The following is a 22,476-nucleotide window of genomic DNA, read 5'->3' on the forward strand; positions in this document are numbered from 1 at the left end:
TCGGGGCGGCGCCAGGCCACGGCCAGGTAGCCGGGCCCCCACTCCTGCTTGTGCAGGGCTTCGATGTAGTAGCGGCGGCCGGCCACGAGCTGCACCGGGGCCGACTGCTGGCTGGCGTAGCGGCCGAAGTCGTGCACGCCGCTGGTCCAGCCGCTGCAGCTGGCAATGCGCTGCTTGTGGCTTGGCGCCTCGTCAGAGCTGAGCAGCAGTTCGCCGGCGTCGTCGGCGGCCAGCCAGAAGGTGTAGCTGCCCGACTGGGGGGGGCAGATATAGGCGCGCAGGCGGGCGGCGTAGCGGGTGCTGCCGCCGGCCGGGGTCTGGTGTTCGAACTGGGTGAGCGGGGCGCTGCTGGTCGGGGCCTTGGTGGTGGGCACGCTGGCCAGGTCGGCGCCGGCCACGTTGTCCCACTGTTCGCGCAGCAGGCTGCCCGTGCCCGCGCAGCCGCCATCAGGAGCGGGCGTGGTGGGCGGTGTAGGCGGTGTAGGCGTGGTGGAAGATGCCGCTGTAAAAAACGACGGCGACGAGGTCAGCGTGATATTCTGGCTGGCCAGGGAAGTTTTAGCGCTGGTTGCGGCGTAATCCCACTCGTAGCGCTCCAGGCTGGTCAGGTTCCAGGCGGCCGGAAACGAGTAAGTAGCCGTTGCCACCTCCGAGTTGTCCGTCAGGGCTTTGGCCCACAGGACGTAGGTGTAGGCCCCGGCTTTGCCGAACGCGGCTCCCTGTATGCCGGCGGGCAGGGCCAGGGCGGTGGTCCGGGCCGCATCGTAGCTCCAGCCGTAAAGCAGCTTCGAGGTGGTGGCCAGGGCCTGGCCCTGCTGGGTGATGCGCTGAGCGCCCGGGGCATCGCGCAGCAGGTTCTCGTACAGCCCCATCAACGCCAGTTCATCGGTGCCCGAAACCGAAACACCGGGGGCGGGCGCGTTCACCGATTCGCCCAACTGATAGAGATACAGCTGCCGAATGTCGTTTTTCTGGGCCTGCACCAGCACCTTGATGGTGAAATTACGCTGCATCTCGTCGGTGCCCGTCCGGTCGTCGGACGTGCGGCGGCCGATGTTGGTTTCCGAAATCAGCAGGTGCTTAACCGGGTAGGTGGTGCCGTTGTAGCCGTAGCGGTTCAGCACATCCACCATCGCCTGGCGCTCCTTCAGCAGCTGATCCGTGGCGAGGTCGGAAGTGCGCGAGTACCGGAACCCGTTGAGGCTGGTGTCCCAGGTATGGAGCGAGTAGGAGGGGTAGCTGTGGAAGCTAATGGCATCCAGGTACGCGCCGCCCTTGTTGGGGTATTCGGCCGTTACCTTGCCCCCGTCGGGGTTGTCGGTGTAGCGCAGCAGGGCATCCAGAAACTGCGGGTAGCCGATGCCCCCGGTGGTTACGTAGGCGTCGGGGCGGTATTTTTTAAGAATCTCGTAGCTGATGCGCAGCATCCGGATGTAGTGGAAGATGGGCGCCCGCAGGTTGGGCACCTCGTCCGGGGTGGGGGGGCGCGTCAGCCAGGCATCCAGCCCGGTTCCGTACCGGAAATCGGGCTCGTTTACTATTTCCCAGAAGCGCACGTTGTCGCCATAGATGGGCAGCAGGCGGTAGAAGTAGTAAGCGTAGTAGTTGTTCTGGTTCACGCTGCCATCGGGGTTCCAGATGGGCTCGTAGAGGTGGGCAAACAGCCGCGACGGCTCCGAGCCTCCCGGGTAGGTGGTTGGGTCGCGGTGGGCAGCCGTGGGGCCTTCCACAAAACAGGTCAGCTCCCGCATGCCCTGCGAAGAGGCATAAGACTGGAATGCGGCCTGCCGGATGTTGTAGCCATACTGCTCTACAAAAGCTTCGGGAAGCGTGGGCCGGATGGAGTGTACCCCGAGCGTTTGCGCAATGGCCGCCATAGCTTCATCACTCCAGCGTTCATTGTAATATCCTAAATTAACTCCGTATTGAAACGCACCGGAGTAGGGTTTTACGTAGCTCTGGGCGGTTGTGGTTGGTGGTTGTCCTTTTGCATAAAAGCAAGATAAAGAGAACAATGAAAGAAAAAAAGCAAAAAATCCTCTCTTCATAAAATGTACTTTGAACTGAAACGTCTTTACTATTGCAAGACATAGCGTCTTAACAATATGCAATTTACGACCGTTTCAATAAAGCGCTTTTTGAATTGCTCGATCGAGCCGCCGGCTGCCGGTTTGGCGCCGCCTCATTTTTCGCCCAAAACTGTAAAAACAGAAAGCGAACCGACTTTTTGCCGCCCGCAGATTCCCCAAATTTTATTAGCCGTTACCCGCAACGCGCAACTCCCCAACCCCCGGATTTACCGAAACCGCCACACCGGCAGCACCGTGCCTGCCGGGAAGTAGCTGGTTTCCGGGGGCAGCTCCAGGAAGGCGCTGGAGGTGAGCAGGCTGGCCATGTCGCCCGAGCCGCCGGCCCGCTCGGGCGTGGCCAGCAGGCGGCCGTCGGGGCCGGGCTCCAGGCTCACGAGCAGGAAATGGGTCATGGCGGGCTTGAAGTCGACGGGCGCGGTGAGTACGGCCGGTACCGGGCCGCTACCAGCCGCGGCCGCCCCGTTGGGCTGCTGAACTGCCCGCAGCCAGGGCTGCACGTAGCGGTAGAAGTTCACGAACGTAGACACCGGGTTGCCGGGCAGCGCGAACACCACTGCCCCGCCGGCCCGCGCCCCGAACCAGAACGGCTTGCCCGGCCGCTGGGCCACCCCGTGGAAAAGCTGCTCCACGCCCAACTCCTGCAATATTTCGGGCAGAAAATCGGCCTTGCCCATCGACACGCCCCCACTCAGCACCACGGCGTCGTAGCCGGCCAGCAGTGCGGGCAGGCCCTGGCGCAGGGCGGCGGGGTCGTCGTCGAAGTGGAAGGCTTCGGCCTCGGCACCGGCCTGCCAGGCGGCGGCTTGCAGCATCAGCCCGTTGGAGCGCCGGATTTGGTGGGCGGCGGGCTGCTCGCTGATGGGCACCAGCTCGTCGCCGGTGCTGACCACGGCCAGCCGGGGGCGGCGGGCCACGGCCACGGTGGCGGCCCCCACGGTGGCGGCCACGGCCATTTCGGCGGGCTTCAGGCGGGTGCCGACGGGCAGCAACAGGTCGCCCTGGCGGCGGTCGGCGGCGCGGGCGTGCACGTTGTGGCCGGGGCGGGGTGGCAGGGCCTGCACGGTGGCGTACCGCTGGCCGACCTCGTCGGTGCGGAAAGTGAGGTCCTCGTAGCGAATTACGGTATCAAGCTCCGCGGGCAGCACCGCGCCGGTCATGATTTCGACGGCGGCCGTGGGGTTGGGGGCAGTTACCGGGGGCTGGCCGGCAAACTGGGTGGCTTCAATGAAGAACTCGCGTTGCCCGGCGGCCAGCGCTTCGTAGCGCAGGGCCACGCCATCCATCGCCACCCGGTTGAAGGGCGGAAAGTCGCGGTCGGCCCGTAAGTCTTCGCGCAGCAGGCGGCCGGCGGCCAGCGGCAAACTCAGCAGCTCGGTGCCCAGCGGGCGGACGGTAGCGGCAACGAGGCGGGTGGCTTCGGCAACGGAAATCATGGGCGCAGGCGGAAAGTGAGGAGAGGCGGTTGTAGAGACGCATCTTTGCGTCTCGGCGTTGAACGGCACTACTGAACAACAGGCGCCGCAACGATTTAGCATTTTGGAAACCAAGGCACTCGGCCAATGGGTTCTGCCGGCTCGTTCAACGCTTAGACGCAAAGATGCGTCTCTACAACCGCTAACTACCGAACTTATCGGTTTATTCCGTTCCACCCGCCAACACCTGCTATGCCCGATTCCGCTAAACTCACCCACCTCGACGCTTCCGGCCAGCCCGCTATGGTAGACGTAGGGGCCAAAACGCCCACCCGCCGCGTAGCCGTGGCCCGCAGCCGCGTGGTGCTGGGCCCCGAAATAATGGCGCTGGTGCAGGAAGGCGACCTGCCGACGCGCAAAGGCCCCGTGTTCCAGACGGCCATCCTGGCCGGCATCATGGGGGCCAAGCGCACCTCGGAGCTGATTCCGCTGTGCCACCCGCTGGGCCTCGATAACTGCCGGGTAACCATTGAGGTAGACGGCCCCGACGCGGTGCGGATTGAATGCACGGCCACCGTAACGGGCAAAACCGGCGTCGAGATGGAGGCCCTGACCGGCGCCTCGGTGGCCGCCCTCACCATCTACGACATGTGCAAGGCCCTCTCGCACGACATCGTTATTCAGCAAACCCGCCTCATCAGCAAAACCGGCGGCAAAAACGACTTCCAGCATGCCGACTAACCCCGCCGAGCAGCCCCGCCGCAAGCACGCCCACCTGGCCCGTCCCGACCTGGGGGAGTTCGGCCGCCACGAGCTGGCGATACTGGGCGCGCCCTGCGGCCGCATCAAGGAGCTGGCGGCCCGGCTGCTGCCCCTGCTGGCCCCCGCCCTGCGCGTGGCCTACGTGGATGCCGACCACGCCGCCGCCGATGCCGTGCGCAACGGCACCGCGCCCGAAACCGGAATGCTGGCCGCCGGCGCCAGTGCCGAGCTGACCGACAACGTCAGCTTCGCCCGCCTCGACGTGCGCCGGCCCCTCGATAAGTTCAGCCAGCCCGAGCTGCTGGCCCACCAGAGCCTGGCGCTGGTAAACGGCAACCACTTCCGCGCCCGCCAGCAGTTGGTAATCCTCGACCCCGCCAAGCCCCTGGAAAAAAAGCTCGACCGCCTCACCGACGTGCGCGCTCTGCTGCTGCCCGAGGGCGTAACCGAGGTGCCCGCCTACCTGCGCGCCTACCTCGCCGATACGGCCGGTGCCGCCGTGCCGGTGCTGCCCCTGGCCGATACCGCCGCTATTGCCGAGCTGGTGCTGCGGGAGTGGCGCGCCGCCGCGCCGCCGCTGCGGGGCCTGGTGCTGGCCGGCGGCCGCAGCCAGCGCATGGGCCAGGATAAGGGCCAACTGGCCTACCACGGCCAGCAGGCGCAGCGCGCCTACGCCGCCGAGCTGCTGGCGCCCTTCTGCCACGATGTGCACGTTTCCTGCCGCCCCGACCAAATTACGGAGCTTGAATACGCCGGCCTGCGCCCCCTGCCCGACTCGTTCCTCGACCTGGGCCCGCTCAGCGGCCTGCTCTCGGCCTTCCGCCTCGACCCCAACGCCGCCTGGCTGGTAGTAGCCTGCGACCTGCCGCTGCTGTCGGCCGCCACGCTGAGCCACCTGGTGGCGCACCGCCAGCCCGGCCGGCTGGCCACCACCTTCCAGAGTCCCGAAAACGACTGGCCCGAGCCGCTCATCACCATCTGGGAGCCCGCCAGCTACGGCCAGCTGCTACGGTTTTTGGCTTTGGGCTACAGCTGCCCCCGCAAAACGCTCATCAACTCCGACATCGAACTGCTGACCCCGCCCGCCCCCCAGGAGCTGCGCAACGTGAACACGCCGGAAGAGGCAGCGGAGGTGATGGGGTTAATTAAGAATTAAAAATGGCCTTTGAACGGTATCCTCATGGAGCGTTCAACGACCATTTTTACGGTTGAACGTGTAATTTTTAATTCCTCCGGCCACCTTTTGGCCCGGGCAGGGCTCCTGGAAACAACCGTTTATCCGTGCTCTGCATCCTGACTCAATTAGTGGGTAGGTGCGGTTCGGCCCAGCCATTTTATCGTTTTCTGTATGCGAAAAATTTGCCTCGCGCTGGCTCTGCCGCTGGCCGCCGCTACCATTTGCCTGGCGCAAAGTCCGGTTTCTCCTGTAAATCTGAACTTTGAGCAGCGGGCGGTTGCGGCCGACAGCGTGCCGGGCTGGTCGACCAGCAACGGCAAGGGCTACAGCATCGGGCTCGATTCGGTGGAAGGGCGGCAGGGGCGGTACGTGGTGCGGCTGCGGGAAGCGGGGGCCAAGGACGGCCAGTTTGGGCGGGTGGGCCAACGCATTCCGGTGTGGTTTCAGGGTAGAAGCATTACGCTGAGCGGGTTTATGAAAACCGAGCAGGTGTCGGCTAGCGGGCGGGTGTATCTGACGCTGCTCCAGACCGATGCGGGCGGGGCAACGGTGGCTTACGGCAATACGGCCAGGCAAACCGTGCGGGGTACCACCGGCTGGCAGCGCTACGAGGTAACGCTGCCGCTGAACGCCGATGCCACGGAGCTGTTTTTCGGTGGTATTCTGGAGGGCCAGGGCACGGCGTGGCTCGACGATTTGCAGCTCACCATCGACGGTAAGCCACTCGATAAGGCTCCCACCAAAACCATCAGAACGTACTTGGCCGACCAGGACACGGCTTTCCGGCGGGAATCAGGTGTGGTGCTGCCTGCCCAACTGAGCGCGCAGCAGCTGGAAAACCTGGCGGTGCTGGGCCGGGTGTGGGGCTTCGTGAAATACTACCACCCGGCCGTAGCCGCCGGTAATTTCAACCTGGATGCCGAGCTGTTTCGGGTATTGCCGGCCGTGCTGGCGGCCCCCGACGAGCCCCGCCGCAGCCAGCTGCTGGGGGCCTGGGTAACCCGGTTCGGCCCGGTGCCGGCCTGCCGAAAGTGCGCCGACTGGCCCGCCAACAAGGTGCGCCAACAGCCCGATTTAGCCTGGCTCAACGACGAAAAGCAACTCGGCACCGCCCTGCGCGACCAGCTCCGCTACCTGCGCGAAAACCGCAACCAGTCGGCCCAGCATTACTATGTGGCTTTTGATGCAGCGGGCAACCCGCTTTTCCGTCACGAGCTGCCTTACGCCGCCGCCGCCGGCACCACTCCGCCCGACGACGGCGTGCGCCTGCTGGCCTTGTACCGCTACTGGAACATGATTGCCTATTTCTTCCCCTACCGCTATGCCATCGGGGAAGACTGGCAGCCGGTGCTGCCCGAGTTCATCCCGAAACTGGCGGCTGCCCGTACCCCCGAGCAGTACCGCTTGGCGGCTCTGGCCCTCATTGCCCGCATCCACGACTCCCACGCCAATATCTTCCAGGATGAGGTGCTGAACAAGTACCGGGGCCTGCTGTATGCGCCGGTGCGGCTGCGTTTCGTAGAGAACCAGGCCGTGGTAACCGACTACTACCATAAGGCTCTGGGGGCGGCCACGGGGCTGCAGAAGGGAGATATTATCGTCAGCGTAGACGGCGTGCCCGTGCCCGAGCTGGTGCGGCGGTGGCAGCCCCTGGCCCCGGCTTCCAACGAGCCCACCCAGCTGCGCGACATTGCCAACCTGCTGCTACGTGGCAACACGGCCCAACTGCCGCTGCTGGTGCGCCGCGACGGGCGGGAGTTTCCGGTTACTATCAGCCGCTACCCCAACAACGGTAGGCTGAACCTGGCGTTGAATTCCGGCACGCCTGATAAGGCCGCTCCAACATATCTTCCGCTGCCCGGCAACATCGGCTACCTAGTTCTGGGCACTCTCACCAACGAGAGGCTGCCCGAGATTATGCGGGACGTAGCGGGCACAAAGGGGCTAATAATTGACATCCGAAACTACCCGGCCGAATTTGTGACCTATACCCTAACCAGCTACCTGCTGAAAAAGCCGGCCCCCTTCGTGCAGTTCAGCCGAATGGATATTCTCAATCCGGGCGCTTTCCCCCTGGCCCCGCCGGTACTCGTCAAGCCAGGGGCAAGCCAGTTTTACCCCGGCAAAGTGGTTGTTTTGGTGAATGAACTGACGCAAAGCAATGCCGAGTTCACCGCTATGGCCTTACGCACGGCTCCCAACGTCACGGTGATGGGCAGCACCACGGCCGGGGCCGATGGCAACGTGTCGGCTATCGTGCTACCGGGCAACATCCCCACCCGCATTACCGGCCTCGGCGTTTACTACCCCGACGGCCGCGAAACCCAGCGCATCGGCATCGTGCCCGACATCGAAGTTCACCCCACCATCCAGGGCATCAAAGAAGGCCGCGACGAAGTGCTGGAGCGAGCAGTGGCCCTTATTCAAGGGAATTAAAAAGTTAAGAGTGAAAAAGTGAAAATGGCCGTTAAACGTCCCGCCTGGGTATCGCTCAACGGCCATTTTTACTCTTACTTTTTAATTCCCCGCTAGGGGTGCGCCGCTACCCACACGTCGCCGTCCTGGTAGAACTCCTTTTTCCAGATGGTGACGACCTGCTTGAGCGTGTCGATGATGTACTGGCAGGCGGCGAAGCTTTCGGCGCGGTGCGGCGTAGACACGGCCACCACCACGGCCACGTCGCCGATGTGCAGGGTGCCTTTGCGGTGGATGACGGTTACTTTTTGCAGCATGGGCCACTGCGCCACGGCCTGCTCGGCTACTTTGCGCAGCTGGTGCAGCGCCATACTGTCGTAGGCCTCGTACTCCAGGCGGATTACCGCGCGGCCGGTGCTCTGGTTGCGCACCGTGCCGATGAACGTGTTGATGGCGCCGGCACCATCGGCTTCCACGCTGCGCAGGGCGTCGGCTACGGCTATGGGCTGGTCGGTCAGGTCGATGTGAATCATGGGATAACTGGGAGAAAGACCGTCATTCAGCGCATGTGGCGCATCAAGCCAGGGACGAATGATGCGCCACATGCGCTGAATGACGGTCTGCTTACTGGCAACTGGACACGGGCAACTGACAATTACCCCCCACTTACCGGCGGAATCAACGCAATTTCGTCGCGCTCGTGCAGCGGCGTATCGTCGGCGGCGTACTCGTTATTAACGGCCACGGCCAGGCTGCTGAGGGCGGCCAGCGCCGGGTAGCGGGCGTGCAGCTCGGCGAGCAGGCCGCGGGCCGATTGGCCGGCGGGGGCATCTATTTCGAGCGTCGGCTGACCTACGATTTCGCGGGCTATGCCAAACAGGGCTATATTGAGGTGCATAACGTTGAGGGCTGATGGGGCAATAGTACGTATACCAAACCCAAACCACCGCGCCGGTGTTACGTTTGTTCTGCAACCCCCGCCGCTGTGGCCCGGTCGTCGCGTTTTTTCCTGCTCCCTCATGGCCGTTTCCGCCTTCCCGCCTTCCCTTTCTCCCAACAACCCGCCCGTGGTGCAGGAGGCAACCCCGCGGCCGGTGCTGTTCGATAACCACGGCCGGCCCCTGGAGTACCTGCGCCTGGCCGTAACCGACCGCTGCAACCTGCGCTGCTTCTACTGCATGCCCGAGGAAGGCATCAAGTACCTGCCCAAGCAGGAGCTGCTCACCTACGAGGAAATGCTGCGCCTGACCGGCCTGCTGGCCGGCCTGGGCGTGCGCAAGGTGCGCCTGACCGGCGGCGAGCCCTTCGTGCGGCGCGACCTGGTGCCGTTTATGGCCCGCCTGAGTGAGCTGCCCGGCATCGAGGAAATCAGCCTGACTACCAACGGCGTGCTCACGGCCCCGCACGTGCCCGAGCTGGCCCGCCTGGGCGTGCGCACCGTCAACCTCAGCCTCGATACGCTCGACCGGGCCCGCTTCGCCAGCATCACCCGCCGCGACGAGCTGCCGCGGGTGCTCGACACGCTGTATGCGCTGTTGGAAGCCGGTATCCGGGTGAAAATTAACGCCGTGGTGATGGACGGGCAGAACATCGAGGACCTGCTGCCGCTGGCCGAGCTGACCCGCGAGCTGCCCGTGGAAGTGCGCTTTATCGAGGAGATGCCCTTCAACGGGGGCAGCCACGAGGCCACGCCCGCCACGCTGCCCTGGAACCACCACCGCATCCGCGAGCATCTGGCCTTGAACCTGGGCGAGCTGATGCCCGTGCCCACCCATCCCGGCGACACGGCCAGCCACTACACCGTAGCCGGCCACCAGGGCCGCCTGGGCATCATCGCGGCCTACTCGCGCACCTTCTGCGGCAGCTGCAACCGCCTGCGTCTCACGGCCGAGGGCGGCCTCAAAACCTGCCTCTACGACCAGGGCGTACTCGACCTGCGGGCCCTGCTGCGCACCGGCGCCCCCGACGACGAGCTGGTGGCGGCCCTCAGCCACGCTTTCCGGAACCGCGCCGCCAACGGCTTCGAGGCCGAAAGCCAGCGGCCGCTGCACCAGCTCAACTTCGAGTCGATGAGTACGATTGGGGGATGAGCCTCAGTAGACGAGCAGTATCTTCCCAAACTTCACATGTAAGAAGTTTGATGTAAAATTTGCGAATCATTTTGTCGTGTATGCTTTACATTATGACAAGCATTCATTACCATTGCAGTATCATTCACTCGAAGCTGCTGCTCATGATGACGCGCTATTTATTCCCCCACCGCTACAAGCGGTTGGGTTGGCTGCTGGCCCTGGCTGGGGCCAGCCTCTGGATTCTGGAGCAAACGAACCTGCTGACGCTGCCGCCCTTCATGACCTGGCTGCCCTCGCTGTGGTATGACACTAACGGAATGCTACCCAGCGGGAGCGGCCCCGACCCGCGCAACAACTACGACGCCTACGCCCTCATCTTTATCGTCGGGGCCCTGCTGGCGGCCTGCTCGCGCGAGCAGCACGAAGACGAATACATTGGCCAGCTGCGGCTGGAGGCCTTATTAAAGGCGCTGTACATTTATTGCGGACTGCTGATGCTGGCTATTCTGCTGGTAAGCGGAATGGATTTTCTGCTCGTGATGCAATACGCCATGTTCGCGCCGCTGCTGCTGTTTCTGCTGTTGTTTCAGCTCAGCCTGCGGCGGGCCCAACGCACCCCGGCTCATGACTAACACGCTGCGCGTAGAACGCGCCATCCACCGCTTCACTCAGGAAGAGCTGGCCCGGCGCATCGGCGTGAGCCGGCAGACCATCAACGCCATGGAGGCCGGCAAGTACGTGCCCTCCACGGCGCTGGCCCTCAAGCTGGCCCAGGTGTTCGGCAAGCCCGTCGAGGCGCTGTTTCAGTTGGAGCCGGGCGACTAGGCGCCTGGCTCAGAACATGCCGTTGCCACTTTTGTCGTCGGCCAGGATGACTTGCAGCACGTCCCAGTGCTCCACTATTTTGCCGGCTTCGTCGAACCGGAAAATGTCCATGCCGGCGTAGTCGTGGTCGTGGGGCCAGTGCTGGTGGCAGTGCAGCACCACGTAGGCACCCTCGGCCAGGGCCCGTTTGATGGTTACGCGCTTGCCGGGGTATTCGCGCTGCATCCGCTCGAAGTACGCGATAAAGCCCTGGGGGCCATCGGGCACGTGGGGGTTGTGCTGGATGTACTCGTGGCCCGCGTAGCGCCGGATGGCCTCGGCGGGCTGGCAGTCGTTGAACATCAGCTCGTAGAAAGCAATGGCATTCTGCTTGTTCTGGTCGGGGGCGGGCATGATGCGGACGGTTTGGGGGCGGGGCGGCAAGCTACACGGATTCCCCGTTTCGGCCATCAACGGCGCGCCCGGGCCCGCACTGAACTGCCGGATTAGCACATCGGCTGGCCCGCTACCGGAGGGCAGTCCACAAGGGGTAAGCAGGCGGAATACCAGCGGCACACTTAACTGCCAGCCAATGCCGGGCGCCCGGCATTGGCTGGCTGGCCGGCTGGCTCTGCAAGTAGCCGCTGCCCCCTACCTTCGGGGCATGAACCGGCTTCCCCTTTCCCTCTTGACTGCCCGCCCGACCCGCGCCCTGCTGGCGGGCAGCCTGCTGGCGCTGGCCGCGCCTGCCGCCCGCGCCCAAACCAACGCCGTACCCGGCCAGCGCTGGGGCTCCTGGCTCATTGGCACTGCCGTGCTACCCGCCGGCGAAAAGGGCTGGGGCGGCTACGCCGAGGTGCAAACCCGCTCCGATGCCGTAATGCGCCGTTTTTTCTACTCCGAACTGAAAGCGGGGGTCAGCTACGACGTGGCCAAGAACTTCGCGCTGCTGCTGGGCGGCGGCCGCTACGCCACCTCCGACTACCGCGACCTGTCGGCTGGGCCACTCAACGTGGAGCGTCGGCTCTGGCAGCAGCTCATTCTCACCCAATTTACGGCCCGCCTCAAATTGGAGCACCGCTACCGCTTCGAGCAGCGCTGGTATCACTTCCGCGACGACATCACACCTCCCGGCCAGCGCGACTACCGGACCCGGATGCGTTACCGCTTCAACGCCGTGCTGCCCCTGAATAAGGCTGCCATCGGCCCCAAAACTGCCTTCCTGAGCGCGTACGACGAGGTGTTTTTCAACCCCCGCGGGCCGTTTTTTGAGCGCAACCGGGTGTACGCTGGCGCTGGCTACCAGTTCGACGACCACTGGACTTTGCAGGCCGGCTGGGTGAACCAAGCCAACTACACCGCCGCCCGCAACGGCCCCGCCGGCTTCGTGCCCCAGAGCACGGCGGCCAAAAACAACCTCGTGCTCTCCGTCAGCTACCGCATCGCCCGCCCCGCCAACGCCGACCGCCAGCACATCCCGTTTCAGCCGGATTAGATGGTTGAGTTGCAAGCTGCAAGCCACAAGCCACAAGCTTTCTGAACGTGCTTGTGGCTTGCAGCTTGTGGCTTGCAGCTCAAAAACCCTGCTTCCCCAGCCCCACCCAGCCGCGCCGCATGGCGTAGTAGAGGCAGGTGCCCACGGTGAGGCCCACAAGGTAGCCATAGGGCAGGCCGGCGCAGAGGATGCCGGTGAGCAGGGCCAGAAGCAGGTGGGCTCGCTCGGTGCTGATGTCGCGCAGCAGGGCCGCCAGGCTGAGGGCCTCGAAGAACAGCAGCACCCCCAGAATGGGCAGCGGAAACACCTGCACCAACTGCTGGAAGCCCTGGCTGAAGAACAGGCCCAGCACCAGAAACAGGCCGCCGTAGATAACCACCGAGCCGCCGGTGCGGCCCCCAAACGTGTAGTGGCCCACCATGCCGCCCGAGCCGTGGCAGACCGGGAAGCCGCCCAGAAACGGGTTCACCAGGTTCATGAGGGCATAGGTGAAGCTGATTTTGCGCACCGTCACGGGCCGCTCGGGGAAGTAGTCCTGCACCACTTGGCGGGTGGCCAGCACCGAGTTGCCGAGCGACAGCGGAATCTGGGGCAGCGCCAGCAGCACGGCGCCGGTGAGGATATCGGTCATCTGCGGGACGTGCCAGGTGGGCAGGCGCAGCCCCAGGGCCTGCTGGGCCGAGTTGAAATCGAGCTGGAAAACCAGGCCGTAGACGACGCCCAGCGTGACCACCACCAGCGCGGCGGGCCAGCGGCGGTTGCCCAGCAGCACCACCGTAATCAGGAAAGCGGCCGCGGCCAGGGCGTAGCCGGGCAGGCCATCGGCGGGTACGTATTGCTTGAGGGCCAGCGTGGAAAGCTGCAAGGCCAGCCCGAACTGGATGCCGCGGATAACGGGCTTGGGCACGAGCCGGGCCAGCCCATCAATCAGGCCCGTAACCGAGAGCAGCAGCATACCCGCGCCCACCGCCAGCCCGCCCCCGAATATCACGCGGCCCGGAATTTTCTGGGCGATAACCAGTGCGGCGAAGGCCTTGAGGGGCTGCACCGGCATGGGCATGCCATACCACAGGCCCGAGAACAGCTGCATCAGCCCGAACATGATGAGCACCCCGGTGCTGTCGAGGCCCGAGGCGGCAATTACCCCGATAAGCAGTGGTAGGTCGGTGCCCAGGTCGCCGAAGGCTCCGGCCAGCTCGTTGCGGTCGAAGCGGATGCGCGGGCGGCGCGAAGCTGAATGAGCGACGGGTTGCAGGAGCGGTTCGGTGGGCGTGATGGGCATAGGGCGCAAGCGTGGCAAGGGGGCGCGGAGGCTCCGAAAGCTGGTTCAGCCCCGGCGAAGCGGCAAGATACGGCGCGACCTCTCGATTAGCGGGGCGCCTACTCAGGATATCCTGGGCAGGCCTTCATCAGCCCTCGTAGCCCCCAATTCCGCCTTCCAGGCTGCGCAGGTTTCCTAAACCGAACCCGGCCTGCAGGCGGGCTACGGCCTGGGCGCTGCGGGTGCCGCCCTGGCAGTACACCACTACGGCGCCGGTGGCGGGCACCTCGGCGGCACGGGCGTCCAGCTGGCTCAGGGGCAGATTGACGGCCCCGGGCAGATGGCCGGCGGCAAACTCGTGGGGTTCGCGCACATCCAGCAGCAGCGGGACAGCGGCGGCGGGGCCGGCCAGCGTGTGGCGCAGGGCGGCGGCCGTAATGGTGGGCAGGGCGGGGCGGCACAGCTCGGCGTAGGCGGCGGGCTCGGCGGTGCCCAGGTGCAGGGCGGCCTGCTCGGGGCGGCGGGCGAAGCGCAGGGTGCGGGTAGCAAACGTGAGGGCGTCGAACAGCCAAAGCCGGCCGCTCAGCACCTCGCCCAGGTTCAGCAGCACCTTGAGGGTTTCGGTGGCCTGGGCCGTGCCCACCACGCCGGGCAGCACACCCAGCACGCCGGTAGCCGAGCAGTTGGGGGCCTCATCGGCCCCCGGCGGCACCGGAAACAGGCAGCGGTAGGTGGGCCCGCCCTGGTAGTTGAACACGCTTACCTGCCCCTCGAACTTGTAAATGGCTCCGGAAACCAGCGGCCGGCCCAGCAGCACACAGGCATCATTCAGCAGGTAGCGCGTCGCGAAATTGTCGGTGCCGTCCACTACCACGTCGTAGGCTTCCACTAAGGCCCGCACGTTGCTGAGGTCGAGGCGGGTGTTATGCACTTCGGTCGCTACCAGCGGGTTGAGGCGGGCCACGACGGCGGCAGCGGTTTCGGCCTTGGAGCGCCCCACATCGGCGGGCCCGAACAGAATCTGGCGGTGCAGGTTGCTTTCGTCCACCACGTCGGCGTCGATGATGCCCAGCGTGCCCACGCCGGCGGCGGCCAGGTATTGCAGCACCGGGCAGCCCAGCCCGCCCGCGCCCACTACCAGCACCCGGGCGGCCCTGAGCTTGAGCTGGCCGGCCTCCCCGATTTCGGGCAGTTGCAGGTGGCGGCGGTATTTCCGCTTCTCCTCCTCCGTTAGCACTTCGGAGGAGAAGCGGGAATTAGGAATTAGGGATTCTGAATTATGAATTGGAGCCGGCACGGAGGTGGAATTATGAAGTATGAATTCTGAATTATGAATGGGGGCTTCGGCTGGGCTGGGTAGGTGCTGGCGGCGGGGAGGCGGGGGCGCGGCGTTGCCTGGCAGAACATCCGACCCTCAAATACGGCCTACCGCCCTTCCGGTCTTAAAAGGGCCCCTGCCAGAGCCGTCCGCCATTCAGAATTCAACATCCAGAATCCATCCTTATTCATCCTTCCCGCGCTTATTCTGAGCGGTAAGGAACCCAAGTTGTGGACTAGAGCTAATTACTAGCTCTAATTTTAATACTCTGCAACTTGGGTTAAGGATGATACTCGTGAGGATGCGGAGCAGCTCGGCGTTCTGGTCGTGGAGGGAGTCGAAGAGCGGGTCGGGCAGGTAGTCGTTGTCGTGGAGTAGGCGGAGCCAGTAGCTGGTTTCGCGGCACTCCTTGGCCGAGATGGTGAGCTTATGCACAAAATCGGGGCGCGAAACCCCCGCAAGGGCCTCCTCCACGTTGGCCCCGATAGAGGTGCCGCACCGTAGCAACTGCTTGGCCATGATAAACTCCCGCTTCTCCGCCGTCAGGTACTTGTACGCCTTCACAATCCGGGAGGCAAAGGCATAGGACTTGTCGCGTACCAGATTGTCCTTCATATCACCCGGCCCTAAAGTGCACAGGCGGAAGATAATTCAAAATTCAGCATCCAAAATTCAGAATTCAAAGAGCCAGGCCACCGCCGCGCCTTCGTCGCCGAAGAAATGGATCTGGTAGGGTTTGTCGGTGTAGTACTCCACGGTTTTAAATTCGGGGTCGGCCATGATGTGGGCCAGCAGGGTGGGGCTGGTGAGGTAGGCCACGCGCAGGCCCCCGAGGCGGCGGGCCATGTCGGGGAAGTAGTCGGTGAGCAGCCAGCGGGTGGTAGCCGGGTCGTTGACAACGCGCCGGCGGATATCCTGGAGCCAGTAGCGGCAGCGGCTGGCCCCGGCCTCGCGGGCCAGCTCGCGGTAAGCGGCGGGCAGCAGGCTGGTGTTGGGCTCGTGCGTCCAGCGGCCCACCAGCAGGTCGAGGTCGGCGCGGTAGGCGAGCTGTAGGAGCTGGGCGGGCGTGTTGGAGTCCATGGCAAAAAAGAATGGACTGCAAAGCTACGGAAAGCGGGGGGCAGAAGGAGGCGCGGTAGGAGCGTTGCCCAACATGCCGGCGGGTGCCGCGTATGAGGAGGCACGGCGGCCCGTGCGGGGTTGCCGGCTTTCGTTTCCCTGTTCTACTTTCTTATGCAACGATTCTCTTTGCTGCTGAGCACCGCCGCCCTCACCCTGCTGCTCGGCGCCTGCTCCCAAACCGACCAGCCCGCCGCCACCACCGTTGAAACAGCCGAAACCCCCGCAGAGCGCGCCGCCGACCTGCCGCCCGGCACCACTATTAAGGGGGAAGATGGCAGCAAAATCAAGAAGCAGGCCGATGGCGACATCAAGATAAAAGATGCCGACGGCAACAAAATCAAGCGCGACGCCGACGACGGCACCGTGAAGGTTAAGTAGCCGACAGTCGCCTAACTTACCCAACGCGGCGCTCCGGCTGCCCCGAACAGTGGTTCTCACTTGTTTGGGGCAGCCGGGGCGCCGCGTTAGGTTGCTGCGTAGAACTGGCCGCGCGCGGACGCTTAGCTTACTGGTTACTGGCGCGGGCGGCTTTTGCGCTTGCGTACGGGCGGCTTAGGGGCCGGCGGCACGGGTTGCATCTGCACCGAGTCGGCGCTTACCTGGCCGAACTGCACTTTAGGCATGGGCAGCTGGGCATTGGGCTCGACGGCGGGCACCGGCAGCGGCTCGGCACTACCCTGCCCGACGCCCGTGGGCAGCACCACCCCCGGCACCGGACTGATGCGCTCGGTGGGCTGGTAGCGGGTAGGCGTGGTGGGCTGGCGGTTCTGGGCCTGAGCGGCGAGCGGGGCGCTCAGGCCACCCAGCAGCAGGGCAACGGTCAGGAAACGAAACATGGGCGGGAAGGCTGAGATGAGAAGGGGCATAGCGCCCACGCCTGTTGTTACGGCGGCCGGCCTGGTGGCGTTGGGTTATGTTGCGGGGATGACAGAGTTGGTGGAACCGGTGCCCGGCCCTTTCTCCCCATTACCGCAAGTCCTCCCCTCTGCCTAATGCTTGGGCATGAGCTCGGCCGAGCTGAGCGTGTACACATCGTGGCGGCGGCTGCGCAGGTTCTGCACGCTGCCCTGCTGGCGCAGCTTGTCGAGGATGGACAGATCGACGTCGGTTACCAGAATCATCTCGGTGTTGGGCGTGGCCTCGCTCTTGACGCCGGTGTTGGGAAACGAGAAGTCGCAGGGCGTGAGCACGGCCGACTGGGCGTACTGGATGTCCATGTTTTTCACGCGGGGCAGGTTGCCCACCGAGCCGGCAATGGCCACGTAGCACTCGTTTTCGATGGCCCGGGCCTGGGCGCAGTGCCGCACCCGCGAGTAAGCCGTCTGGGTGTCGGTGAGGAAGGGCACGAACAGGATATCCATGCCCTGGTCGGCCAGCAGGCGGGCCAGCTCCGGAAACTCGGCGTCGTAGCAGATGAGGATGCCCACCCGGCCGCTGTCGGTGTCGAAGGTCTGGAGGCGGGTGCCGCCCTTCAGGGCCCAGTACTTGGCCTCGTTGGGCGTTACATGGATTTTCTCGTAGCGCTCGGTCGTGCCGTTGCGGCGGCACAGGTAGCCCACGTTCAGCAGCTGCCCGTCGGGGGCCAGCTCGGGCATCGAGCCGGTGATGATGTTGATGTGGTACTTAACGGCCAGCTGCGTAAAGCGGCGCAGGATTTCGGGCGAAAACTGGCTGAGCTTGCGGATGGCGTCGATTTCGGCCAGCTCGTTGGTTTCGGCCATCAGCGGCCCGTGGAACAGCTCGGGAAACAGGGCGAAGTCGGCGCGGTAGGAAGCCAGCGCATCCACGAAGTATTCTACCTGCTGAAACAGGTCGTCGATGCCATCGTAGAGGCGCATCTGCCACTGCACCAAACCCAGGCGCACCTGGGTTTTGGGCGCCACGGCGGCGGCGGGCCGCTCGTGGTAGAGCATGTTGTCCCACTGCATCAGCAGGGCATAGTTGCCCGAGGCTTCGTCGCCGGGCAGGTAGCCCCGAATCACGCGTACCGGATGGAAGTCGTTGGCCAGCTGGAAGTTGAGGGCCGAATCCACGATTTCGCGGTTCTTCACCCGCTGCACGTACTCCTTGGGCGTCAGCGTGGCCTGGTACTCGCGGTAGCCGGCAATGCGGGCCCCGAAGGTTATGGCCTGCAGGTTGAGCCGCTCGCAGAGCTCCTTGCGGGCCTCATAAAGCCGCCGCGCCAGCCGCTGCCCGCGGTAGTTGGGGTCGACAAACACCTCGATGCCGTAAAGCGTGTCGCCGGCCGGGTTGTGGGTACTGAAGGTGTAGTCGCCGGTAATCTGGCGGTAGGTGTGGTCGTCGGAGTACTTGGCGCGCTCCACAATAATGGCCAGCGCGGCCGCCACCACGGCCCCGTTCACCGTCACCACCAGCTGCCCCTCCGGAAACAGCTCCCGCAGCCGCGCCAGCGACTCGGCGGGCCAGTAGCTGCCCATTTCGGGGTAGGCGCGGCGCATGGCCGCGTTAAAGGATTCATAGTCGTCGGCCCGCAGGTGGCGGATTTCAATTACTTCGTTCATGCAATAAGGAGTTGTAGTAGCCCCCGCGTTGCCATCGGCAGCACAGGTCCGGCCCGGCGGGCCGGGCACGCAGGCCGGGGCGTTGGTTTTCGGAAGCCCGCTGCCGGCTAAACGCGCACCGTGGCGTTTGGTTGGCCCCCGGTAGCGGCACCGGTACAGCAAAAAAGCCGCTTCCCGGACAGGAAGCGGCTTTTACCGACCGGCAGAAAGGCCGGCTATTTTTTCATCACCCGGGTTGGGGCGCCGGCTTTCACGCTCGGAACGTGGGTACGTCGCTTGGCCTGGGCCTTACGGCGCAGCTTCCAGCGCCGCACGGGGCCGAGCTTCTTGAGCTTGGTGCGGTTGGCGCCCTTGTACTTCATGTAGTTGGGGCGGCCCTTGCGGGGGGTACGCCGGAAAAAGCCGGCCGTAGTAGTAGCGGGGGCGAGCAGCGCAGTGCCAGCCGCACTGGCGCCGGCAGTAGCGCGGGCCGGGGCGGGTTCCAGCATCATTGCAAAAGCCAGCAACAGAAAAAGTAGCGTTTTGAACATACAGAAGAAGGAAAGGGTGGATGCAAATGCCTGAAACAAGGGAGTTAGCCACTTGGTAAATCAAGTACCTAACTCACAATGAAGGTAAACGAAAAGCATTCACTATAAAAATTCATCTTTCCACGAATCTTTTGCACGGTCGAATACGATGCCAAAAAATTGTCTTATTGCCGGTTCTTCAATTCTATAGGATACGCATAGTGCAAAAAAGCTGCTGCCAGTGCTGCCCTAGCGGCGCGAGCAAAGCCAGCGCACAGCCTCCCCTTCGTCGGTGAACTGGTGCACCGAGCAGTAGTCGCCGTGGGTGTAGGGCATGGCGGGCAGCGTATCGTCCTGCACGTCGTCGAGCTGGTAGGGCGCCACCAGGAAAGCCAGGAACACGTGGTGGCCCAGGTGCTGCCGCAGGGTGGGGTAGAAGTGCTCGGTCAGCCAGTGCACATCGCCCGAGTCTACCCGTACGCGGCGGCGGGCGTCAATCAGCCAGCAATTGCAGGCGCTGCAGGTGTTGGCGTGGCGCAGCAGCAGCTGGTAGCCCGCCCGCAACTCGCCCGAAGTAGTCGGCCGCAGCCAGCGGGCGGCAATAATGCCCAGATCGGGCCGGTGGGTGAGGTCGAGGAAGTCGGCGAGCGAGGCGTTGGCAGCTGTCATGCGGGCAGATTCAGGTGAGGCCGGCCAATCGGCCGGTTCGCTGCCATACGCGCCTACCGGGCCCGGCGTTGGCCGGGGCCCGCCTAAGGCCGGCGCAATGGGGCTGCTTTGCGCGGCTCATCGGCCGAGAGGGTGGAGGAATTGGTTTTGGCGGGCGCGGCTTTTTTCAGCGGCCGGTTGCTGTAGTCGGTGGTTACCTGCTGTTTGGGTGCTCCCGTCATGCCCGGTGCTACATAGGTGCCCTCCACTGTATCGGCAGTGGCGGCGGGTGGCACGGGCTTTAGGGGCTGCGACTCGGGTTGGGTGGTCTGGGCGGTGGCGGCAGTGGTCAGGCCGGCCAGCAAAACAAGCAGACTAAGGTGGCGAAGCATGGGGCTGGGAATCAAAAGGTTGAAAGCCTCTTGTACGTTGCCCATGCGCAGAACGGTAACTAATTCGGGTTCTATTTTGGTTGCTGCTGCTTTGCTGCTGCTTTGCTGCTGCCCCTAGTGCTGCACCGCCGGGTCCGGCGGGGTGGGCACTACCGGCACTTCCACGGGCCGGATATCGTAGCGACGGTTGAACTCGGCCACGGCGGCCGAGGCCACGTTGCGCTTGGTTACCACAATCATTACGCCCTCGGTGGCCGAGGCCCCAAAAATCCGGACGGCTTCCGCCCCCTTCACCACGTGCACCGAGGCAATGGTGCGCCGGTTAAGCACGTCAATTGTTTTTTTGTCAGTTGGCTGCCCGTCGAGAAAATACAGGCTCGGTGCCGCTACGGTACGGGTTTCGGCCGCACCAGCCGGCTGGCCCTGGCCCCGGGCAACGCTGGCTACACTCAGGGCGGCCGTTACGAGCACCGCGCCCACTAACAAAGAAAACGACATAGATAAGCGCTAAGAATGAGGAGTATACCGAAGAGATACCAGTTCCGGCGTCCTGGTTGCACAGGCCCCAGGACGCCGGAATAAACGCCCAAACCAGTGGTTTATTCTGATCGGTCCTTGGTCAGTACATTAATTAGACCGTTTTTGCCTCGCTCCCCATACTTCGCTACCGGCCCGTCGGCCACGGCCAGCGCCGATACCTTCCCGGCCGGCAGGGCCCGCAGCTGCTCGGCCGTAGCTTCTTGCTGATTGATAAACACCAGCCGGCCCCCGATTTCCGCGTCGGTCAGGCCCCGGCCGTCCACCAGCTTGCGGTAGTAGTCGCGGGTAATGGTCTGCTGCGCCTGAGCCGATTCTTTCAGGGTCAGCTTGACGCTGTATTTGCGCACGAAGTCCTGTACCGCGGGCTGCTGCTCGCCGCCCGCCGTTATCATCAGCATAATCCCGTCATCCACCTTGCTGCCAAAATCCCGGCGCAGAGCCGCCATATCGGCGCTCTGGCCCGGCTTGGTGCCTTTGAAAACATATAACTGGGGTGTTTCACCGTTCTGGGTTGCTGGCCCGTTGTCAATGGCCTTAAAGGCTTCTTCTTTGGTAGAAGGCAGCCCGTTAAGGAAGTAAGTAAGCTTGTCTATCGAATAGGTTTTGGCGTTCGGTTGGGCGCTGAGGGGCACGGGCAATTCGGCAACCTTGGGCGTGGCGCAGCTCACGGCCAGCCCGGTCAGGGCGATGAGGCCGGCCGCATAGCGGAGCAGCTGGCGGGACGAAGAAGGACGGGCGTTCATCATGGCAATGCGGTTTTTGAGGAGAAGAAAGGAGAAAGGCGTGGTCAGGGATGGCCCCGCTGCCAGGGCACTCAGGCGAGCCAGACTGTACTGGTAGTGGCGGACCGGCAGCCGGCCGTGGCGCAGCACGGCCGCGTCGGCCACAAACTCGTGGTTTTCCTGCACGGCCCGCAGCCACAGCCAGGCAGCGGGGCTGGCCCAGGCCAGCGCCCGGTGCAGCTGGCCCAGCAGCACATCCAGCGAGTGCGCCTGGCGCACGTGCACCCGCTCGTGCAGCAGCACCACCGGCAGTTCGGCAGGCGCATGGTGGGCCGGATTGAGGTAGATGCAGGCCCCGAACGAGAACGGGCTCACATCCTGGGCCACTGCCCGGAAGGCCACCCCGTCGGCCTCGGCCGGGCACGAGCTCCGGTGCAGCCGCCACAGGGCCGCCACCTGCACCAGCAGCCGCGCCAGCAGCAACCCCGCCCCGGCCGTGTACAAACCCAGCAGCCACGCGCCGTAGTCGGGGCCGGCCACCGGCATTACGGCGGCCAGCGGCCCGGCCGCGGGCCCGGTGGGCAGCAGGTCGGGCAATGGCCCGGCCACCGCACGCCGGGGCAGCAGGTAGCCAAAGTCCAGCAGCGGATACACGGCGGCCAGCCCCAGCGCCGCCAGCAGGTAGGCGCGGTTGAGCTGGTGAAACGTGAGCCGCCGCAACAGCCCATAGTACACGGCCAGCAGCAACAGCAGCGCCAGTTGCGCCTGGGCCAGGTAGAGTAACCAGGCCGGTATCATGGCTTCTTTGGTTTAGAAGGCTGATCAGGGCCGTTTTCAATCATGCGCACGATTTCCTTGAGCTCCTCGGCGCTGATTTTCTGCTCCTGCGCAAAAAAGGAAACCAGTTCCTTATAGGAGTCGCGGAAATAGTCGCCCACGAATGTGCCCAAGAACCGCTGGCGGTAGTCGGCGGCCCCGATGGCCGGCGTGAAGCGGAAAGTGTTGCCCAGCTTCTCGGCACTCAGGTAGCCTTTGCGCTCCAGGTTGCGCACCGTGGAGGCCAGCGTGGTGTAGGGCGGCCGGGGCTCGGGCAACTGCTCCAGTACATCCTTGATGAAGCCCCCCTGGAGCTCCCAGAACACGCGCATAGCGTCCTCCTCGGGTTGGGTAAGTCGTTCCATAAGAGTAAGTATGATTGTTTCGTAATTCTACGAA

At 64.3% G+C, this 22,476-nt stretch carries 25 protein-coding genes; 8 read left to right on the forward strand and 17 right to left on the reverse strand.

Annotated elements, in window-relative coordinates; genetic code table 11:
• On the reverse strand, positions 1 to 1,877 hold a 1,877-nt coding region (locus BMY67_RS14695; RefSeq protein WP_177189850.1), incomplete at its 3' end, for a PA14 domain-containing protein.
• A gap of 419 nt (positions 1,878 to 2,296) precedes the next feature.
• Positions 2,297 to 3,523 (reverse strand): molybdopterin molybdotransferase MoeA, encoded by a 1,227-nt coding sequence (locus tag BMY67_RS14700; RefSeq protein ID WP_092772954.1) that lies wholly within the window; start codon positions 3,521 to 3,523, stop codon positions 2,297 to 2,299.
• Positions 3,524 to 3,754: 231 nt separating this feature from the next.
• Between BMY67_RS14700 and moaC the strand changes: the two genes are divergently transcribed.
• From moaC to BMY67_RS14715, 3 genes are all read left to right on the forward strand, one after another.
• A complete protein-coding gene (moaC, locus tag BMY67_RS14705; RefSeq protein WP_092772956.1) occupies positions 3,755 to 4,243 on the forward strand; it encodes a cyclic pyranopterin monophosphate synthase MoaC in 489 nt (162 codons plus the stop codon).
• On the forward strand, positions 4,233 to 5,420 hold the full coding sequence (locus BMY67_RS14710) for an NTP transferase domain-containing protein (RefSeq protein WP_092772958.1): 1,188 nt from the start codon (positions 4,233 to 4,235) through the stop codon (positions 5,418 to 5,420). The genes moaC and BMY67_RS14710 overlap by 11 nt, the downstream gene beginning before the upstream one ends.
• A 192-nt stretch (positions 5,421 to 5,612) precedes the next feature.
• Positions 5,613 to 7,877 carry a S41 family peptidase gene (locus tag BMY67_RS14715; protein WP_092772960.1) on the forward strand — a complete coding sequence of 755 codons (2,265 nt, stop codon included), beginning with the start codon at positions 5,613 to 5,615 and terminating at the stop codon, positions 7,875 to 7,877.
• A gap of 92 nt (positions 7,878 to 7,969) precedes the next feature.
• Here the strand turns inward: BMY67_RS14715 and BMY67_RS14720 are convergent, their stop codons facing one another.
• On the reverse strand, positions 7,970 to 8,389 hold the full coding sequence (locus tag BMY67_RS14720) for a molybdenum cofactor biosynthesis protein MoaE (RefSeq protein ID WP_092772962.1): 420 nt from the start codon (positions 8,387 to 8,389) through the stop codon (positions 7,970 to 7,972).
• Between the two features lie 122 nt (positions 8,390 to 8,511).
• On the reverse strand, positions 8,512 to 8,754 hold the full coding sequence (gene moaD, locus BMY67_RS14725; protein ID WP_092772964.1) for a molybdopterin converting factor subunit 1: 243 nt from the start codon (positions 8,752 to 8,754) through the stop codon (positions 8,512 to 8,514).
• Between the two features lie 196 nt (positions 8,755 to 8,950).
• Between moaD and moaA the strand changes: the two genes are divergently transcribed.
• The 3 genes from moaA (at position 8,951) to BMY67_RS14740 (ending at position 10,753) form a co-directional block, all read left to right on the forward strand.
• Positions 8,951 to 9,946 (forward strand): GTP 3',8-cyclase MoaA, encoded by a 996-nt coding sequence (moaA, locus tag BMY67_RS14730; protein ID WP_092773597.1) that lies wholly within the window; start codon positions 8,951 to 8,953, stop codon positions 9,944 to 9,946.
• A gap of 92 nt (positions 9,947 to 10,038) precedes the next feature.
• The gene (locus BMY67_RS14735; RefSeq protein WP_143069846.1) at positions 10,039 to 10,560 is read left to right on the forward strand and encodes a hypothetical protein; all 522 of its coding nucleotides are present in this window, start codon (positions 10,039 to 10,041) and stop codon (positions 10,558 to 10,560) included.
• Entirely contained in the window at positions 10,553 to 10,753 is a 201-nt protein-coding gene (locus tag BMY67_RS14740; RefSeq protein ID WP_092772968.1) for a helix-turn-helix transcriptional regulator, read from the forward strand. Before BMY67_RS14735 ends, BMY67_RS14740 begins: the two co-directional genes overlap by 8 nt.
• 9 nt (positions 10,754 to 10,762) lie before the next feature.
• Here BMY67_RS14740 and BMY67_RS14745 read toward each other — a convergent pair whose 3' ends face one another.
• Positions 10,763 to 11,146: a nuclear transport factor 2 family protein gene (locus BMY67_RS14745; protein WP_092772970.1), complete on the reverse strand. Its 384-nt coding sequence runs from the start codon at positions 11,144 to 11,146 to the stop codon at positions 10,763 to 10,765.
• Between the two features lie 274 nt (positions 11,147 to 11,420).
• Between BMY67_RS14745 and BMY67_RS14750 the strand changes: the two genes are divergently transcribed.
• Complete coding sequence (locus BMY67_RS14750) at positions 11,421 to 12,227, forward strand: DUF2490 domain-containing protein (protein WP_245745065.1); 807 nt, start codon at positions 11,421 to 11,423, stop codon at positions 12,225 to 12,227.
• A 79-nt stretch (positions 12,228 to 12,306) separates the two neighbouring features.
• Here BMY67_RS14750 and BMY67_RS14755 read toward each other — a convergent pair whose 3' ends face one another.
• The 4 genes from BMY67_RS14755 to BMY67_RS14770 form a co-directional block, all read right to left on the reverse strand.
• Positions 12,307 to 13,509 (reverse strand): putative sulfate/molybdate transporter, encoded by a 1,203-nt coding sequence (locus BMY67_RS14755; protein ID WP_092772972.1) that lies wholly within the window; start codon positions 13,507 to 13,509, stop codon positions 12,307 to 12,309.
• 127 nt (positions 13,510 to 13,636) lie between these two features.
• Complete coding sequence (gene moeB, locus BMY67_RS14760) at positions 13,637 to 14,725, reverse strand: HesA/MoeB/ThiF family protein (protein WP_092772974.1); 1,089 nt, start codon at positions 14,723 to 14,725, stop codon at positions 13,637 to 13,639.
• A 264-nt stretch (positions 14,726 to 14,989) separates the two neighbouring features.
• Positions 14,990 to 15,421 (reverse strand): four helix bundle protein, encoded by a 432-nt coding sequence (locus tag BMY67_RS14765; RefSeq protein WP_092772976.1) that lies wholly within the window; start codon positions 15,419 to 15,421, stop codon positions 14,990 to 14,992.
• A 57-nt stretch (positions 15,422 to 15,478) separates the two neighbouring features.
• The gene (locus BMY67_RS14770) at positions 15,479 to 15,886 is read right to left on the reverse strand and encodes a hypothetical protein (RefSeq protein ID WP_092772978.1); all 408 of its coding nucleotides are present in this window, start codon (positions 15,884 to 15,886) and stop codon (positions 15,479 to 15,481) included.
• Positions 15,887 to 16,039: 153 nt separating this feature from the next.
• On the opposite strand from BMY67_RS14770, the gene BMY67_RS14775 reads away from it, so the two are divergent.
• Entirely contained in the window at positions 16,040 to 16,306 is a 267-nt protein-coding gene (locus BMY67_RS14775; RefSeq protein WP_143069847.1) for a hypothetical protein, read from the forward strand.
• Between the two features lie 134 nt (positions 16,307 to 16,440).
• Here the strand turns inward: BMY67_RS14775 and BMY67_RS14780 are convergent, their stop codons facing one another.
• The 8 genes from BMY67_RS14780 to BMY67_RS14815 all read right to left on the reverse strand — a co-directional run bounded on the left by BMY67_RS14780 (position 16,441) and on the right by BMY67_RS14815 (position 22,442).
• Positions 16,441 to 16,764, reverse strand: a complete 324-nt coding sequence (locus tag BMY67_RS14780; RefSeq protein ID WP_092772982.1) for a hypothetical protein — start codon at positions 16,762 to 16,764, stop codon at positions 16,441 to 16,443.
• Positions 16,765 to 16,917: 153 nt separating this feature from the next.
• Positions 16,918 to 18,450, reverse strand: a complete 1,533-nt coding sequence (locus tag BMY67_RS14785; protein ID WP_092772984.1) for a carbon-nitrogen hydrolase family protein — start codon at positions 18,448 to 18,450, stop codon at positions 16,918 to 16,920.
• A gap of 215 nt (positions 18,451 to 18,665) precedes the next feature.
• Positions 18,666 to 18,980: a hypothetical protein gene (locus tag BMY67_RS14790; protein ID WP_092772986.1), complete on the reverse strand. Its 315-nt coding sequence runs from the start codon at positions 18,978 to 18,980 to the stop codon at positions 18,666 to 18,668.
• Positions 18,981 to 19,208: 228 nt separating this feature from the next.
• Positions 19,209 to 19,628: a hypothetical protein gene (locus tag BMY67_RS14795; protein WP_092772988.1), complete on the reverse strand. Its 420-nt coding sequence runs from the start codon at positions 19,626 to 19,628 to the stop codon at positions 19,209 to 19,211.
• An 83-nt stretch (positions 19,629 to 19,711) separates the two neighbouring features.
• On the reverse strand, positions 19,712 to 19,999 hold the full coding sequence (locus tag BMY67_RS14800) for a hypothetical protein (RefSeq protein WP_143069848.1): 288 nt from the start codon (positions 19,997 to 19,999) through the stop codon (positions 19,712 to 19,714).
• A 114-nt stretch (positions 20,000 to 20,113) separates the two neighbouring features.
• Positions 20,114 to 20,497: a hypothetical protein gene (locus BMY67_RS14805; RefSeq protein WP_092772992.1), complete on the reverse strand. Its 384-nt coding sequence runs from the start codon at positions 20,495 to 20,497 to the stop codon at positions 20,114 to 20,116.
• 101 nt (positions 20,498 to 20,598) lie between these two features.
• Positions 20,599 to 22,059, reverse strand: a complete 1,461-nt coding sequence (locus BMY67_RS14810) for a M56 family metallopeptidase (RefSeq protein ID WP_092772994.1) — start codon at positions 22,057 to 22,059, stop codon at positions 20,599 to 20,601.
• Positions 22,056 to 22,442 (reverse strand): BlaI/MecI/CopY family transcriptional regulator, encoded by a 387-nt coding sequence (locus tag BMY67_RS14815; protein ID WP_092772996.1) that lies wholly within the window; start codon positions 22,440 to 22,442, stop codon positions 22,056 to 22,058. The genes BMY67_RS14810 and BMY67_RS14815 overlap by 4 nt, the downstream gene beginning before the upstream one ends.
• Positions 22,443 to 22,476 lie beyond the last annotated feature (34 nt).

The organism is Hymenobacter actinosclerus (assembly GCF_900111515.1).
GTDB lineage: Bacteria > Bacteroidota > Bacteroidia > Cytophagales > Hymenobacteraceae > Hymenobacter > Hymenobacter actinosclerus.

Excerpts from the sequence above, each read along its gene's own strand:
- BMY67_RS14700 (WP_092772954.1), bottom strand. The coding sequence starts at position 3,523 with ATGATTTCCGTTGCCGAAGCCACCCGCCTCGTTGCCGCTACCGTCCGC.
- moaC (WP_092772956.1), top strand. The coding sequence starts at position 3,755 with ATGCCCGATTCCGCTAAACTCACCCACCTCGACGCTTCCGGCCAGCCC.
- BMY67_RS14710 (WP_092772958.1), top strand. The coding sequence starts at position 4,233 with ATGCCGACTAACCCCGCCGAGCAGCCCCGCCGCAAGCACGCCCACCTG.
- BMY67_RS14715 (WP_092772960.1), top strand. The coding sequence starts at position 5,613 with ATGCGAAAAATTTGCCTCGCGCTGGCTCTGCCGCTGGCCGCCGCTACC.
- BMY67_RS14720 (WP_092772962.1), bottom strand. The coding sequence starts at position 8,389 with ATGATTCACATCGACCTGACCGACCAGCCCATAGCCGTAGCCGACGCC.
- moaD (WP_092772964.1), bottom strand. The coding sequence starts at position 8,754 with ATGCACCTCAATATAGCCCTGTTTGGCATAGCCCGCGAAATCGTAGGT.
- BMY67_RS14735 (WP_143069846.1), top strand. The coding sequence starts at position 10,039 with ATGACAAGCATTCATTACCATTGCAGTATCATTCACTCGAAGCTGCTG.
- BMY67_RS14740 (WP_092772968.1), top strand. The coding sequence starts at position 10,553 with ATGACTAACACGCTGCGCGTAGAACGCGCCATCCACCGCTTCACTCAG.
- BMY67_RS14745 (WP_092772970.1), bottom strand. The coding sequence starts at position 11,146 with ATGCCCGCCCCCGACCAGAACAAGCAGAATGCCATTGCTTTCTACGAG.
- BMY67_RS14755 (WP_092772972.1), bottom strand. The coding sequence starts at position 13,509 with ATGCCCATCACGCCCACCGAACCGCTCCTGCAACCCGTCGCTCATTCA.
- BMY67_RS14765 (WP_092772976.1), bottom strand. The coding sequence starts at position 15,421 with ATGAAGGACAATCTGGTACGCGACAAGTCCTATGCCTTTGCCTCCCGG.
- BMY67_RS14770 (WP_092772978.1), bottom strand. The coding sequence starts at position 15,886 with ATGGACTCCAACACGCCCGCCCAGCTCCTACAGCTCGCCTACCGCGCC.
- BMY67_RS14775 (WP_143069847.1), top strand. The coding sequence starts at position 16,040 with ATGCAACGATTCTCTTTGCTGCTGAGCACCGCCGCCCTCACCCTGCTG.
- BMY67_RS14780 (WP_092772982.1), bottom strand. The coding sequence starts at position 16,764 with ATGTTTCGTTTCCTGACCGTTGCCCTGCTGCTGGGTGGCCTGAGCGCC.
- BMY67_RS14785 (WP_092772984.1), bottom strand. The coding sequence starts at position 18,450 with ATGAACGAAGTAATTGAAATCCGCCACCTGCGGGCCGACGACTATGAA.
- BMY67_RS14790 (WP_092772986.1), bottom strand. The coding sequence starts at position 18,980 with ATGTTCAAAACGCTACTTTTTCTGTTGCTGGCTTTTGCAATGATGCTG.
- BMY67_RS14795 (WP_092772988.1), bottom strand. The coding sequence starts at position 19,628 with ATGACAGCTGCCAACGCCTCGCTCGCCGACTTCCTCGACCTCACCCAC.
- BMY67_RS14800 (WP_143069848.1), bottom strand. The coding sequence starts at position 19,999 with ATGCTTCGCCACCTTAGTCTGCTTGTTTTGCTGGCCGGCCTGACCACT.
- BMY67_RS14805 (WP_092772992.1), bottom strand. The coding sequence starts at position 20,497 with ATGTCGTTTTCTTTGTTAGTGGGCGCGGTGCTCGTAACGGCCGCCCTG.
- BMY67_RS14810 (WP_092772994.1), bottom strand. The coding sequence starts at position 22,059 with ATGATACCGGCCTGGTTACTCTACCTGGCCCAGGCGCAACTGGCGCTG.
- BMY67_RS14815 (WP_092772996.1), bottom strand. The coding sequence starts at position 22,442 with ATGGAACGACTTACCCAACCCGAGGAGGACGCTATGCGCGTGTTCTGG.